17 protein-coding genes are annotated in these 13,778 nt (G+C 72.2%); 3 read left to right on the forward strand and 14 right to left on the reverse strand.

Annotated elements, in window-relative coordinates:
• Positions 1-96 precede the first annotated feature (96 nt).
• Positions 97-333: a hypothetical protein gene (locus tag ACVCAH_RS26540; RefSeq protein ID WP_447138936.1), complete on the reverse strand. Its 237-nt coding sequence runs from the start codon at positions 331-333 to the stop codon at positions 97-99.
• A gap of 601 nt (positions 334-934) precedes the next feature.
• Between ACVCAH_RS26540 and ACVCAH_RS26545 the strand changes: the two genes are divergently transcribed.
• On the forward strand, positions 935-1,234 hold the full coding sequence (locus ACVCAH_RS26545) for a hypothetical protein (protein ID WP_447138937.1): 300 nt from the start codon (positions 935-937) through the stop codon (positions 1,232-1,234).
• A gap of 141 nt (positions 1,235-1,375) precedes the next feature.
• Here ACVCAH_RS26545 and ACVCAH_RS26550 read toward each other — a convergent pair whose 3' ends face one another.
• Complete coding sequence (locus ACVCAH_RS26550) at positions 1,376-1,993, reverse strand: GNAT family N-acetyltransferase (RefSeq protein WP_447138938.1); 618 nt, start codon at positions 1,991-1,993, stop codon at positions 1,376-1,378.
• Positions 1,990-2,175: a hypothetical protein gene (locus ACVCAH_RS26555; protein WP_447138939.1), complete on the reverse strand. Its 186-nt coding sequence runs from the start codon at positions 2,173-2,175 to the stop codon at positions 1,990-1,992. Before ACVCAH_RS26555 ends, ACVCAH_RS26550 begins: the two co-directional genes overlap by 4 nt.
• A 176-nt stretch (positions 2,176-2,351) precedes the next feature.
• Here ACVCAH_RS26555 and ACVCAH_RS26560 point away from each other — a divergent pair, with 176 nt between their 5' ends.
• Complete coding sequence (locus tag ACVCAH_RS26560) at positions 2,352-2,804, forward strand: tyrosine-type recombinase/integrase (RefSeq protein WP_447139012.1); 453 nt, start codon at positions 2,352-2,354, stop codon at positions 2,802-2,804.
• 142 nt (positions 2,805-2,946) lie between these two features.
• On the opposite strand, the gene ACVCAH_RS26565 is transcribed toward ACVCAH_RS26560, so the two are convergent.
• The gene (locus ACVCAH_RS26565) at positions 2,947-3,627 is read right to left on the reverse strand and encodes a DUF6226 family protein (protein ID WP_447138940.1); all 681 of its coding nucleotides are present in this window, start codon (positions 3,625-3,627) and stop codon (positions 2,947-2,949) included.
• 717 nt (positions 3,628-4,344) lie between these two features.
• On the opposite strand from ACVCAH_RS26565, the gene ACVCAH_RS26570 reads away from it, so the two are divergent.
• Entirely contained in the window at positions 4,345-4,815 is a 471-nt protein-coding gene (locus ACVCAH_RS26570; RefSeq protein ID WP_447138941.1) for a hypothetical protein, read from the forward strand.
• Positions 4,816-4,983: 168 nt separating this feature from the next.
• Here ACVCAH_RS26570 and ACVCAH_RS26575 read toward each other — a convergent pair whose 3' ends face one another.
• From ACVCAH_RS26575 to ACVCAH_RS26620, 10 genes are all read right to left on the reverse strand, one after another.
• Positions 4,984-6,327, reverse strand: coding sequence for a DUF4314 domain-containing protein (locus tag ACVCAH_RS26575; RefSeq protein ID WP_447138942.1), 1,344 nt, complete (start codon positions 6,325-6,327; stop codon positions 4,984-4,986).
• Complete coding sequence (locus ACVCAH_RS26580; RefSeq protein WP_447138943.1) at positions 6,324-7,232, reverse strand: hypothetical protein; 909 nt, start codon at positions 7,230-7,232, stop codon at positions 6,324-6,326. The genes ACVCAH_RS26575 and ACVCAH_RS26580 overlap by 4 nt, the downstream gene beginning before the upstream one ends.
• 102 nt (positions 7,233-7,334) lie before the next feature.
• Positions 7,335-8,432 carry a C40 family peptidase gene (locus tag ACVCAH_RS26585; RefSeq protein ID WP_447138944.1) on the reverse strand — a complete coding sequence of 366 codons (1,098 nt, stop codon included), beginning with the start codon at positions 8,430-8,432 and terminating at the stop codon, positions 7,335-7,337.
• Positions 8,429-8,956, reverse strand: a complete 528-nt coding sequence (locus ACVCAH_RS26590; protein WP_447138945.1) for a hypothetical protein — start codon at positions 8,954-8,956, stop codon at positions 8,429-8,431. The genes ACVCAH_RS26585 and ACVCAH_RS26590 overlap by 4 nt, the downstream gene beginning before the upstream one ends.
• A 12-nt stretch (positions 8,957-8,968) precedes the next feature.
• Positions 8,969-9,421, reverse strand: a complete 453-nt coding sequence (locus ACVCAH_RS26595) for a hypothetical protein (RefSeq protein WP_447138946.1) — start codon at positions 9,419-9,421, stop codon at positions 8,969-8,971.
• Entirely contained in the window at positions 9,418-9,993 is a 576-nt protein-coding gene (locus ACVCAH_RS26600; protein ID WP_447138947.1) for a hypothetical protein, read from the reverse strand. The genes ACVCAH_RS26595 and ACVCAH_RS26600 overlap by 4 nt, the downstream gene beginning before the upstream one ends.
• A gap of 84 nt (positions 9,994-10,077) precedes the next feature.
• Positions 10,078-10,707 (reverse strand): GGDEF domain-containing protein, encoded by a 630-nt coding sequence (locus ACVCAH_RS26605; RefSeq protein WP_447138948.1) that lies wholly within the window; start codon positions 10,705-10,707, stop codon positions 10,078-10,080.
• Between the two features lie 89 nt (positions 10,708-10,796).
• Positions 10,797-11,645 carry a MarR family transcriptional regulator gene (locus ACVCAH_RS26610; RefSeq protein WP_447138949.1) on the reverse strand — a complete coding sequence of 283 codons (849 nt, stop codon included), beginning with the start codon at positions 11,643-11,645 and terminating at the stop codon, positions 10,797-10,799.
• 696 nt (positions 11,646-12,341) lie between these two features.
• The gene (locus tag ACVCAH_RS26615) at positions 12,342-12,794 is read right to left on the reverse strand and encodes a hypothetical protein (RefSeq protein WP_447138950.1); all 453 of its coding nucleotides are present in this window, start codon (positions 12,792-12,794) and stop codon (positions 12,342-12,344) included.
• Positions 12,795-12,944: 150 nt separating this feature from the next.
• Complete coding sequence (locus ACVCAH_RS26620) at positions 12,945-13,772, reverse strand: hypothetical protein (RefSeq protein ID WP_447138951.1); 828 nt, start codon at positions 13,770-13,772, stop codon at positions 12,945-12,947.
• Positions 13,773-13,778: the final 6 nt, after the last annotated feature.

Below are 13,778 nucleotides of genomic sequence, written 5' to 3' on the forward strand. Positions count from 1 at the left end.
CCGCTACCCACACCCAGGGCGCGTCTACACCAACCACCTCAAGCCGGACACCCCTCACGACTTTGCCGGGGCCCTGGGTCCGAAGATGAGCAGGGATCAGTCTTTCAAAATCAACAAGACGCTTCTGGGGTTGGGTCGATGGACGAGGCCGCGTTGTTCGAGTTCCTTCACCGCGGCAGTACGCACCCCTTTGACGGCGCGGATATCCAGCCCAAATTCTTCCATCAGCCATGGATAGAGCGGCTCGCGGCACACCCGGACGCCGTTCTCGACCGTGGCGTGGTGCTGAATGAACTGGTATACGGCCTCTGCGTACCCGGAGTTCCTTGGCATCATTTCCTCCTCATGAAGGCGCGGGTGGACTATGGTGCCGTGCGTAGTGGCAGTGCGTCACGGGCGACGTTACGCCGTCTGCGCTCTTGAACGCATTCTGTACCTGCTCCGCCAGAAGACGAAAGGGGCTCCTGGACACCTGAGATGCCGTCCACAGCGCAGGCCGGCAGCTGGCGCCAGGACATTGCCCCGCCGCAGTCGTCGCGGCCGGACACGGAGTTGCTGGGGGAGGGTGCCCCGCCGCTGACGGGCGGCTGGCCGGATGTGTTCATGGCTCATTGGGCAGGCCGATAGGAAGGTTCGGGTCGGGCACATCGCGCTACGGGCCGCTGTCGCCCATACTGGCCCCGGGCGGCGTGCGATCCGTCCGGCATGGTGGCCGGTGAACGAGCCGGGCAACGACCGATCCTTGTGGACGGCGACCCGTCAGGCCGGCCGTCACTCTACGATGGGATAAGCCTGCTCACGGTATCGGCCGTCCCGGACGGGTCCACCCCGACCGGTTGGTCTCCGCTGGTCCGATCGCTGGCCGGCCGCCCCGACCGGGTGGTGGCGGTACCTGAGCGACTGGTCGTGCGATTTGGAAGGTTTGCGCAAGCGCGTGGCCGACGATGATCGGTACGCGGTCAAGCGGCTGGCCGACCTGCTCGCCCTGCGCGGGGACTTGGAAGACCAGCGCAACCTCGCGGCCGCCGACGACCGATATGCCGCGAACCGGCTCGTGGACCTCCTCGTGGAGCGGAACGAGACCGAGCCCGCCATCGCCCTGCTGCGCCAGCAAGCCGACAAGGCGGACAAGGCAGCCGCTCGCCGGCTGGCCGGGCTGCTCGTCGACCGGGGGACCTCAAGGGGTCCGTCATCGTGCTCCGGGAGCATCCCGGAACCTCCGACGCAGGGCTGACCGACCTGCTGGTCCGGCGCGCGCCCGTGCGAACGCCCGTCGTGTCGATTTGAGGGCGTTCGATCAGAGCGTCAAGTGGGACCGGTCAGGCGGGCCAGGAGCTCGCTTGACTGCGGGCTCGGAACCTGAAATCGCCGGTCGCTACCTGACCGGTGGACGGCGCATCGCGATGTGGGTTGGGCCGCCGGGCACGAGGGGCAACGCGTCGTCGACGACGGTGAAGCCGAACCGTTGATAGAACGCCACGTTGTCCGGGTCGGAGGTCTCCAGATAGCAGGCGGTGCCGGCGCGGTCGGCATGTCGAAGTCCCGCGGCGACGAGCCGGGATCCGTGGCCGTGGCCCTGGTGGCTCGGACGTACTCCGAGCACGACGAGGTACCAGTGCGGCTCGGTGGGGTGTGCCCGTGCGGCGTTGGACCCAAGGCGCATGAAGGCGGGGAAGGACCGGGGCGCGGCGATCATGGTGTGGATGAGTGTCGGTACGGCCCGCGCCTGCCGGGTGCCGGTCCAGGGGAACGCGCCCGGAGGCAGCCAAACCGCGACGGCGGCCGTGGCGTCGGCATCGGTACTGGCGTAGACGGAGCCGAATGGGATCGCGTCGCGCACGGTGGCTTCGAAGAACGGACGCAGCGCCTGCAAGCGGCGCCGTGGGTCAGGGAAGACGTGGCGGAATGCCGGGTAGGCGGCGTGGCTTGCGACTAGCACGTCCGCTCCTTGCCGGTGCTGTCCGCGGCGAAGTCTGATCGCGCCGGCGTTCACGGCGCAACCTCCTCGCCGACAACGGTAGGGATGGTCACGTTCGCGGTGCGGGCGCGGTGGGCGAGCCACTTGATCAGCGGCGCACCGACCGCTATTGGGATGAGCCAGCCCAGCCGCTCATACCAGGCCATGGCAGCTTCAGCGTTGTTGGTGCGAAGGATCGGCGTGATTTGCTCGTCCACGAGCCCATGGTGGCAGACGAGGGCGCTGACCCGAATGCGGGACATCCGCACATGCCGCTGAGTGCCCGGTCATGCCGAATTGAGGATGTTCGATCTGAGCGTGCCCTGATTACCGCAGCACGGCTGTCGGCAAACCCGAACGACTTCGCGCTGATCGCCATGCTCGGCCTGCTCGGATTGCGGATCTTCGAAGCCTGCGGCCGAACATCGGCGACCTTGGAGAGGAACACGGCCACCGCGTCGTACGCGTTCACGGCAAGGGCGGCAAGGTCGTCCTCGTTCCGCTGCCGCCCGCCGTGGCCAGGGCGGTGGACCGTGCGGTCGACGGCCGCCTTGATGGTCCGATCCTGCGCAACACCCTCGGGGTTCGGATGGATCGGCATGCGGCAACCCGCCGGCTCCGGCATTTGGCGGCCGCCGCCGGGATCCGGATGCCGAGGATGCACCCGCATATGTTGCGCCACACCTTCGTCACCACCATGCTCGACGCTGGCGTGAGCCTGCGCGACGTGCAGATCGCCGCCCGTCACGCCGATCCGCGGACGACCATGCGCTACGACCGCGCCCGCAAGAACCTCGACCGGCACCCCAACTACATCCTCGCCGCCTACATGGCCTCTGGAACGTAGCGACCACAACGAGCGGATCTGCCGAGAGTCGGATGTCTGCTGACAGCCGAGGGCCCACCTCTGTCGTCATGTCGCGTGAGTACCGCGCTGAGGAGTGCGTCGTATTGGTCTGGTTCGTGGTGCGGACGGATTCAGCGGAGACTCAGTCGAGCCAAGTGCGGCCCACGAAGGCCTCTGCGCCGTTGGGCAGCCGAATGTCCTCCCCGCCCGCGAGTCGGCGGCACAGCTCCATCAACTGGGCGTGGTCTGGGCCTCGTCCCAAACCGCCCGAGCTACCGCCGTCTGGATGCCACCGTGCGTGCCACCCCTTCCCTCGCAGCGCCACGAACGGACCGCCGACGACGTTGCCGATCGTCTGGTCGATCGCGCGGAGCAGGTCATCCGAGCCCCAGTCGCATGCGTCGCAGCCGCAGTCCGGCAGCATCGCTAGGGCGATCTCGGGCCGGACGACGCTGATGTGCAGCACCGCTTGCGACGCTTCGAGCCCAGGCAACCGCACATCGCGCTCAAGCAGCAGCAGCGGCAGCGTGCCCGGGCGGGGCGAGGTGAGCCGGACGCCGCGGTCAAAGCAGCCCAGGTGTCCCTCGTCGTCAAGCGGGGCCGGTGCGAGTGTCTCAACCTCGACCGCTGGTACATCGCCAAGCCGATCGGCCCATACACGGGCGCGGGCGTGCACGATGCCATACCGCTCGGGCTCGGTGACCCGTGAGTACTCCTCCTCGCGCGGCGAGGCCCCTCCCGGGTGTGGATTGGGCCAGGAGGGCATGCCGAGGCGGTCATAGCTCACTGCCACCTGTGCCTGCAACTCGCCCAGCCTCACCATCCACACGACGATATTGCGCCGCACCCTGGAGGGCATCAGTTTCCGCCTCGCCCAAGCCGCGGACCTGCACCGATGCCCGACCTTGTATGGAGCTGGCCGAGCGGGGCCACCCGGAGTGGGTGGGCGCCGATGCTCTACTCGCTCATGGAGCGCCTTGACAAGGTCGACCTGGATACGCCAAGCCCGATCGTGCACACCCTTCAGGCGTGGAGCGGCTACCGTCCACTGCTCGCCGAGTCGCTACACCGCAATTCGACTCCGTTGACCGTCTGGACGGTCGACCGCCTGCTGAACATCGACCCGCCAGACGCCCCGGAGTGGCTCGAATTGCTGCGAAAGCTGATGGACCATCCTGCGGCCTCCGCGGAAGCCCCGGGCGGATGCCCGCGACTTCCTTGGACACCAGGCTGGACGTCGGTAGCCGCCGGGTGCCGGAGAGCTTCACCCGTCCGGCGCGACAACCGTACGCGTCCTCTTCTGCCGCCGTCCGGGTACGGCACTCACATAGAAACCGTCACTTCTGCGACCAGCCTTCCGTGCCGGTCGACGTCCGGAACTGCCGCTGGTCGGGTGCCCATGTCGCGGGCGTGCTGCATCGGGCAACGCGGGCGCGGAGTCCAGAAAAGGCGGATGAGCATGCAGAGCAAGCGGCGGCTCGACTGATCATGCATCGATGGCACCCGACATGCTGAGCACAGCACCAGGCATGCTTGGCTTGTGGGCGACTCGTACATCCGCCTGATCCCGACGAACCCGGGCTGGCAGCCCGCCCACGACGCGGCCGCCGCCGCCGTTGCCTACGTTGCGAGCTTGTTCTCGGGCCCCGACGACGCTGTCGACGAGGTGGAATACAAGTTCTACGACCGGATGACCCTCATCGACGCCGGCGAGAACACCAGCCAGATCACGTGCTCGCGCTGCCGTCGGGATATCGGTCTGGACTGGCTCGGGGACGTCATCAGGGCAAATGGCAGCCTGAGCTTCGACCACCTGGACGTGACGGTGCCCTGCTGTGGTGCGGTCGTACCGCTGAACAGCCTGCACTACGACTGGCCCATCGGTTTCGCGCGGTTCGAGGTGAGCGCCATGAACCCGACTCGATCGCAATACGAACTCGACGCAGAGGAACTCGCCAAGACGGCTGATCTCCTCGGCCACCCAGTTGCGCAGATCCTCACTCACTACTGACCGCCAGGCCAAGAGGCAGCCGGCGCTGCCGTCGTACGTCCTTATCAGCGGATGCGCGCATCTGCCGCGAGTCGCGCGCCACGCCAGCTGGCCAGTTGCCGTCCGGACGTGCCGATGAGCGGGTGCAGTTGAAGCACCATGCCGTTGAGCGATGACTTAGGGCGCGTCTCATTTGGATGATCGTTTAGCTCGGGCATGATCTGCTTCCGTGGACGAGGCCATGATCCGTACCTGGGCGCCGGATGATCTGTGGGAGATCGCGGCGCCGTTGATCCCGCCCGCGCCGGTCCGTCGGCAGGGTGGTGGTCGTCGGCGGGTGGAAGACCGGGCGGTGCTGGCCGCGATCGTGTACGTGACCCAGGCCGGTTGTTCCTGGTGGAAGCTGCCCGAGGCGTCGTTCGGGGTCACCCGGGCCACCGCGCACCGAAGGTTCACGCAGTGGACCGCGGCCGGGTCGGGGATGTCGCCGGCGATGCGGTCGCAGTCGTACGGGTGCACGGGGGTCCAGGTCCAGGCGCGGCCCATGACCGTGTACCGGCCGTCCGGGTCGGGGGCGACGCGCGAAACCGCCTCCGGGTCGCCGTAGACGCGGGTCTCGTCGACGTCGATGACATCGCCGTCGAACCGCATCCGCGCGAGGGACTCGTCGACCATGCGGTCCCGCCGGGCGCCGGTGATGCCCTGGGCGGCGAGCTCGCGCCGGTAGCGGTCGCGGGCGTCCTGCTGCTCGGCGACGATCACCTCCGCGACCAGGCGGGTGCAGGTGAACACCGCCCACCCGTTCCAGGTGTCCACCAGCGTCCCCGCGAACCCGACCGGGATCCGCATCTGCCCGTCGGCGTTCGGCGTCCACGCCCAGTCCCCGGCGAACACACCCGGCCCGCCCAGGCGCACCCGGTCGGGATGCACGTGGCTCATGTCCCGGTCATCGCCGCTCGGGTGCAGGATCATCCGGCACTGCCGGGCAACCTCAGCCTCGGCGGCGTCGTCGAAGCCGTCGCACCACGCCCACCGCGTCTGGTCGCACTGCCGCGCGGTCAGGTCCCCCCACTCCGGGGCGCCGTGCGGGGCGTGCTCGGCGTACCGGTCGCCATCCTCGGCCAGGACGTACCGGTCGGTGGCGGGCAGCCCGTCCACCACCGGCGGATCGACGTCGTCGATGCCGGCCAGCACCTGCCGCGCGACACCGGATCTGTCCCCGGTGGCCCGGCCGCCAAGGACGTGCTGCGCCCACCACCGTGCCGCGTCCTGCCCGGCCTCCGCGCCGGCGGCGCGCAGCGCGTCGAGAACCCGCTCCCAGCCCGTGTCGCTGGTCCCGGCGGCCGGGACGCGACGGATGCGGTCGCCGGCGTCGAGGACCACCGCCAGCCGGGAACCGCTGTCCCAGTCCACATCCAGGACCCGCTGCTGCGGGTCGTAGCGGCGCACGGCGCCCTCGTCACCGGGACGCAGCAGGGTGTGCGGGTCGCTGGTGTGTACGAGCGCGACGCGCTCGCCCGGCTGGTAGGTCACAGCCGCCCCCTGTCACCCGCGTCGGCGGGGGCGGTGTCGAGGAGCGCGTGGCAGTGGGCGGCGACGCCGTCGCCGACGGCGTCGGTGAACCCGCCCCGCACCGCGTCGATCACCAGCGCCCGGCCCATGTCGGTCAGCTCGGACCAGCCGGGCGCGCCGGCGGGCGCATGCGCGTGGTAGCGGTCGGCGCCGTAGCCGGCGACGTCGAAGCGGGGCAGGGCCCGCAGAACCTTGTCGTCGCTGCAGTCGATGCCGACCAGGACCGTCCTGGCGGTGTGCGCCTGTTCGGCCGGGGTGCGTCCGGCGATGGCGTACTGCTGCCACCAGCCGACGGCCAGCCGACCCTCGCGCTCACGGGCGTCCCGCAGCGCCAGAAGCAGCTGCGGGTCGACCGGCGGCGTGGGCGACGGCTGTGGGGAACTGGGCGCGGTGGCGGCGCTGGCCTGGAGGCTGGTATAGGGGGAGGCGGGGGTGGCCGGGTCGATCCAGTCGGCGGCGAGCAGGACACCTTCGCGCCGGTAGCGGGCGGGCACAGTCCGGTCGTTGGTGACCTCGCGCAGCCACCCGGCCACCTCGGCGCGGATCTTCGCCCCGGCGGTGGCGTAGCGGGCGCGGGCCTCGCGGGCCCGCCGGTTCGCCTCCCGCAGGTTGCGCCGGTCCACGTGCGTGTGCAGGTCGATCAGCCACTGGTGCTCGGCGATGCTGATCCAGCCGGAGCGGGAGTCGGTCAGTAGGCGCCGCAGCGCCTCGGCGTAGTAGTCGTCGCCGTACCGGTGGGTTTCGCCGCCGTGGATCATCTGGTTCTGGATGTCCTGCAGCCGGCGGCCCAAGGCCACCCAGTCGGTGTGCTCCTCGGGGCGGGTCCCCGGCTGCCGGGCGGCGCTGGTGTGGTCCGTGTCGGTCACGGTGATGTCCTCTCGTGCAGGGTCAATCGGGAGTGGTCGGCGGCCCGGCAGGACCGGCTTCGCCGACAGGGGGTCCGCAGGGGTCTGCGGATGCGGGGAGGGTCAGGGGACGACGCGGCGCACGGCGGCCAGCTGCCACGCGGACAGGCGGCTGATCTTGACGACGTCGCCGCTGTGCGGGGCCTGGATCAGCAGCCCGTGACCGAGGTACATGCCGACGTGGCCCGGCCTGCTCGTGCTGCCGCGGCTGCCGGGGATGAACAGCAGGTCCCCCGCCCGCAGGTCCCGGTAGTCCGTCACCGGCCTGCCGGCGTGGACCTGGTCGCTGGTGGTGCGGGGCAGGGTGATGCCGGCGGCCCGGTAGGCCCGCTGCACCAGGGAGGAGCAGTCGCACTGGCGGGCGGGGATGCCGGAGTGGGGGGCGGTGCAGTCCCCGCCGAAGGTGTAGGGGGTGCCGAGCTGGGCCAGCGCCCAGCCGATCGCCGTCACGACCGGCAGCGGGGTGCCCGGCGGCAGGGTGAACCCGTCAGGCAGCAGCACCTGTTCGCCGCCGAGCTGGCCGTCGCCGCCGTCGGCCAGGCACAGCGGGTTGCTCATCGCCTGCTCCAGATCGCCCGCGACCGGACCCGCGGGGGTGCCGCCGGTCAGGACCCGGACCAGGGCGATCGCGTCGTCCTCCCACCTGGCGTAGGCGCCGGGGAACGCGGAGCGCTGCACCGCCTGCGCGGCGTCGGTCAGCGGCATGGCCTGCCACCCGTCGACCGCGAGGAGCGCCGTGTAGAACTTCCCGGCGGCGTAGTGGGGATCCCGCAGCTGGGTGGGGGTGCCCCAGCCTTGGGAGGTTCGCTGCTGGAACAGCCCGACCGAGTCGCGATCGCCGCCGGGCAGGTTCCGCAGGGTCGACTCCTGCATCGCGGTGGCCAGGGCGATCACCCAGCCTCGCGGTGGGATACCGCGGTCGACGCCCACGGTGACGATCGCCGCGGCGTTGGCGACCTGCTCGCTGCCCCACCCGCCGGTGCTGCCGCCTGTGGGTGGGGACACGGCGATCGTGGGCGGCGGCGGCTGCCCGTCGGGGCCGACGGCGCGGTAGCAGCCGGCTGCGGCGCCGCCGGTGAACAGCGCCCCGACCCCGCCCGCGCACAGCACCAGCACCGCGACCACCGCCGCCGCGGTCACGGCGAGGGCGCGGGCGCTCACCGAGACACCCCGACCAGCGAGGAGCTGGAGTTGCTCCGCCCGACCGGCGCTCGCGTGTTGGCGTTGCGCGGCTCGGCGGTGCGGTGCGGGTGGCAGCAGGCGTCGAGGCCGTATCGGGCGAGCCTGTCGCCGTCGTCGCTGTGCACGGCGACGTGGGCGGTGGCCGGGTCGATCAGGTAGATCCACCCGACGTCGAGGTGCGCGGCGTGGCGCAGCGGGAACACGGTGACCGGCTCCGGCGGCCCGGCGACCCCGCCGGTGCTGGCCAGGGGCACTCCGACGCCCGGGATCGGCGGCGCGCCGTCGGTGCGGGAGGTGGCGGTGATGGTGTCGTCGAGGTATGCCCAGTCGTGCGCGAGCACCGCGGTGATGAGGACCGCGGTGTCGTGGCGGGCGTGGCCGGCCCAGATGCGGGCGAGGGTGGGCACGATGGCGGCGGGGTGGCCGTCGCCGAGCACGAACCGGGCGTGTACGAGATGCGGTCGGGCGGGGTCGGGGATCCCGATGTAGCAGCGGGTGCTCACGGGTTGGCTCCTTCAGGTGGGCTGGGGCTGTGGGGCGGTGGCGCGGCGCAGCGGTCTGGTGGACGCGGGACGAGGCGTGGCGGGGAGGCCACGCCCGTCGGCAGTGCCGGTCGGCGTGGCCTTCGCGGGGAAGAGCCCACCTGCGGCGCGGCGGCGGTGCCGCTGGCGCGTCGGCGGCCTGGCGTCGAGCGGCCGTCGGCGGTTGTCACGGGTGTTCCGGGTTGGCGGCCGCGGGGCGGGCTTGGGGCGCCAGCCGAAGATCGGGTCGGTGGTTTCGACGGACCCGCAGCGGGTGCAGCGGGTGTAGGTGTCGGTGCCGTAGCCGGCCATGGACGGCATCTCGTCCTGGACGATCTCGTCGACGGCCCCGCACACCTGGCAGCGAATGGACACCCCGTCAGGTCCCCAGCTGGTGAAGACCGGCTCGTCGGGGTCACCGGCCTGGCGGGAGTCAGGGCCGGTCACGACGCCCGCCCCTGCGCGGTGGTGGCGAACCGGGCGGTGGCGGCCAGGAGTGCGACCAGCCCGGGATAGGTCGCGGGGATGCCGGCCGGGTCGGGGGTGTCGTCGACGGCCAGCAGCGGGTGGTCCTCGCCGCGCAGGTGGGTGACCTCGTAATGGCGGCCGTCGGTGTCGGCGGCATCGACGCGGCGGGCCTGCCGTGGCTGGCCGTCGGCGGTGAGGATGTCGTCGTAGCAGGCGGCCCAGGCCAGCAGCCGCGCGTCGGGCGAGGTTGCCCGGATCAGCCGGATGATCGTGTGCAGGGTGGCCTGGTAGGGCGTCGGCGTGTCGGGCTGGTCGAGGCCGGCGGCGAGGCGGTGCAGCAGAGCGGGCAGCCCGGCCGGGTCGGTGAGCAGGTCGCCGCGCTGGAGCGGGAACTCCACGCTGCGCATCTCCCGTACCGGCTCGGTGGTGTCGAGGGGCCGGTCGTGGATGAGCAGCAGCGTCGCTGGCTGCCCCCAGCCGAGGATGTTGGCGTCTTCGTTGGCGGCCAGGAGGCAACCGGCCAGGGTGTGGACGGTGGCGAAGGACAGCATGGGCTTCTTCCTTGTCAGGGGCGGAAAGGGGAAGGACCCCGCAGCCGCGGGCTGCGGGGTCCTTGCCGGGGCATCGGGGCGGGGTCAGCGGTGGCGGTCGCGGCTGCGCTGTCCCGGGGGCGTGAGCGGGTGGTGACCGTGCACGCCGGTGCCGGAGCGTTTGGCGTGGTACATCGCCTCGTCGGCCTCTGCGAGGAGTTGCCGGGGGCTGGTGGGCAGGTGGGTGTGGGTGTAGCCGACGGAGGCGCGGACGTTGACCTCGTCGCCGGCGAGGTGGATGGGGGCGCCGCCGATGACCCGCCAGGCGGCGCGCGCGATGTCCGCGACCTCGTCGTGGTCGCCGCGTACGAGGAGGGCGAACTCGTCGCCGGACAGCCGTGCGGCGACCTCGACGGGGGCGTGCAGGCCGGTGAGGAGACGCCCGACCTGTGCCAGGAGGACGTTGCCGGTGTCGTGGCCGAAGGTGTCGTTGACGGCCTTGAAGCGGTCGAGGTCGAGCAGCACCACCCCGCACGGCGTGCCCTCGGCGAGAGCGGCGCGCAGGCGGGTGAGCAGCAGACGGCGGTTAGGCAGGCCGGTGACGTCGTCGTGAGTGGCCTCGTAGCGGGCAGTCTGCAGGGCTTGCTGTTGGCGCCACAGGAGGGTGCCGGCGAGGGCGAGGCCGGCGAAGATCCCGCCGACGGTGGTGACGATCGTGTGCAGGATGGGAGACACTCGGGACGCTCCTTTCGCAGGAAGGAGCACCGGGGGCGGGCGTGAGGCTCCAACTTCGACGCCCGCTCTCCGGGCTACCTGGCAGCCGGCTACTGGTTGCCGCTGGTGGCGGGGGCGAGTTGGAAGGTGGCCGGGCGTTCGACGGTCTGCACCGCCTTGCCGTCGGCGACGAGTTTCGTCGCCGCGTTGGCGACCGCCCCGGGGCTGGCCTTGGCCGCGCCGCTGCCGGTGTTGGCGGCGTCGATGAGCTTGCACAGCTCACCGGTCTTGTACTCCCGGTCGGGGTGGGCTTCGAGGACGTCCAGGACCGCCCCGCGCAGCGACCCGCCCGCACGGCGGTTCCGGGCCGGGCCGCTCTCGTCGCGCGCGTCCGCAGCGTCGCTGTCCGACCTGTCCTCGGGCGCCGTCTCGGCCGGCGTCTCCTCCACGCGGCCGGTGTCGGCGAGCATGGCGGCGGCAACGGCCGGTACGTCGACGCCGGTGTCCGGCTCTGCGGGCTCGTCGCTGGCTACGGCCGGCGGATCGTCGGGTTCGGCTGAGGGGCCCCCGCCGTCCGGGCGCTGCTGGTCGGCGACGTCCGGGCCGCTGCTCGGGTCGTCCGGCGTGGCGGGGTGCTGCCCGTCGGTGGGGCGGGATGGGGCGGCGGTGGCGGTGCGGCCGGCGTCGGTGAGCCGCCACAGCGTGCGCCCGTCGCCGGTGCGGAACCGTTCCGCCTGGCCGGACTCCTCCCAAGCGCGCAGCTTCGGGGTGGTGGTCGAGTAGCCGATCCCGGCCTTCTCGGCGACGGCGGCGGCGGTGGCCTCGCCGAGGTCGGCGAGCGCGGCCAGCACCTTGAACGCGCTGTGCGCCGCAGCGGTCTCCTGCGGGGTGTCGGTCATCAGGGTGTCCCCTTTCGGGTCGATGTTGGTGCGGGCGGTGAGGTCCGCGCACTGATCCACGCTTCGACGGCGGCGGTGATCAAGTGCGTGGACCGGATCTCGGGACGGCGGTGGCGCTGTCGGCGCCTGGCGGAGGCCAGCCGGGGGCCGGGCAGCCCGGGGCCGCTGCGGCGGACTCAGCCGACGGGGTCGGGTGTGCGCGCCGGGCGCCGGTGCGTAGCTACCGTTCGGTGTCGCCGCCGGTCGAGGCGTCGGGGCGCGGCTCCTGCCGCGGTGGCCGGTGGTGGGCGGCGAGGATCTGGCGGGCCCTGCCGGTCAGAGCGGTCAGACCCAGGCGCGAGCGCGTGCCGCGGGGAAGCGGCTGACGTCGTCGCGCCAGAGCCAGGTGGACATCAGCTGGCGCCTCCTGTCGAGGAGCGGGTGGAAGAGGAACAGGGCGGCCTGTCTCAGGCCGAGCGGGAATGGGCGCCCCATGCCCGGGGCGCCCGGCGCGACGGCTGTCCTCGCGGACAGCCGTGTGGCGGGAACTGGCCGGCGGGCCCCGGATCCGGCAGTATGTCGCCTCCGAGGGGGCGAACCCGCAGCCGGTGCGATCACAGCGGCGGTACTGCGCACGCCGTCGGTCTGCTGGTGTCGGCCGGTCGGCGCAGGTCACCTCCTTCGTCCTGCGGGCGGGCCATCCCGCGGGGGCCCGGATGCTGCCCCGTCGGCACGGTTCGACGGTGATGGCTCGCTGGGCCTCGGCCCGGTGTCCGTTCAGCCCCGGGCGGCGGTGAGCAGGTGGTGCAGGCAGCGCGGGATGACGGTGGCGGGGTCGGTGGGCAGGTCGTGGGGGGCGGCGTCGCGGCGGCCCGTGTCGCTGGTGTCGAGGCCTTCGGCGAGGAACGCCAGTCCGGCCAGGCGCCGCTGGCCGGTGTGCGCCCACCGGGCCAGCCACGGCGGTGCGTCCGGGGCGGTGAGGTGGGCGGTGAGGGTTTTCAAGCCCACCCAGTAGGGCAGCCGCAGTCCGGGCACGGTCTGCTCGTGCAGCCGCCAGAAAGCCGGGTCGACCCCGATCTCGTCGATGTCGATGCGGGGCTGGTGGCGGTGGGTGGTGGCGTCGAACAGGCCGAGCAGGGCAGGCCTAGCGTCCCAGCCTTGGACGTCAGCGTCGTGTTCGACGGCGGTGAGCGCTGCCCGGATCGCGGTGGCGCGGTGTCTGGACCTCATCAGTGTTGCCTCCTGGTGTGTGGGTGGGTGCGGCCCGGGTCGCCCGGCCGTTGGGGGTCGGCACGCCGGCCGGCCGGGCGGCGTGCCTGTTGTCGTCCCGCGGGTGCGGGGATCAGGGCGCGCCGTCCGGTCGGCTCTTGTGGGGTCCGGCTACAGGGCGACCGCGAGCAGCCGCTGGCCCGGCTCGACGGTGTCGAGGTAGGCCAGGGCCTGCTCCAGGTAGGTCACCCGGTGGGCGAGGGCGTCGCTGGCCGGGGCGAGCTTGCGGCCGTCGGCGGTGAGCATCGCGTCGCCGGCGATGGCGCTGGTGGCGTGGTAGTGCTGGTAGGCCATCGGGCCTGCCTGGTACATCTCCAACTCCCCGACGCCGGGTTGCCCTGGGCCGGGGGTGGCGGCGGCGTGCATCCGCATGGCGTTGACGCGGGGTTGGGCGTGGAAGTCCGCGATCGCGGTGTCGAGGGGGTAGCGGTCGGGGTCGGTGAGGTGGCGCATTTCGAACGCCGGCCACGGGGTGGCCGGGCGGGTGCCGTGCACGACCTGCTGCCAGATCTGGTAGCGGATTCCGGCTCCGACGCCGGCGGCGTGGCGCATGCCCTGCAGGTCGAGCAGCCGCACGGGTCCTCCCGCACACGGCGCGGGCTGGCCCTTGCGCAGGCCGATCATCTGGTGGCGCTGCCACCGCCGTAGCTGCGGGACCGCCCAGAACAGGGGCGTGAGGGTGCCGGTGACACCGAAGTGCTTGTCGAGCTGGTGCGCGGTGAGCGCCTGGGCGGGCAGCTCGTCGGGCAGGCACACGATCATCGTGGCGATGGTCGGCGCCGGTGTGACGGTCGGCCGCGGGGCGGCAGTGGCGGCACGGGCGGGGGCCGGCCTCGGCGTGGGAGCCGTGGTGGCCCGGGTGCGGGTCGGCCTGGGCGGGAGGGCGGGCACGCGGCTGCCGTGACGGGTCAGCGCGGTGCCATTGAGGGTGTCGGCCATGGCGGG

Source organism: Micromonospora sp. LZ34 (assembly GCF_052981855.1).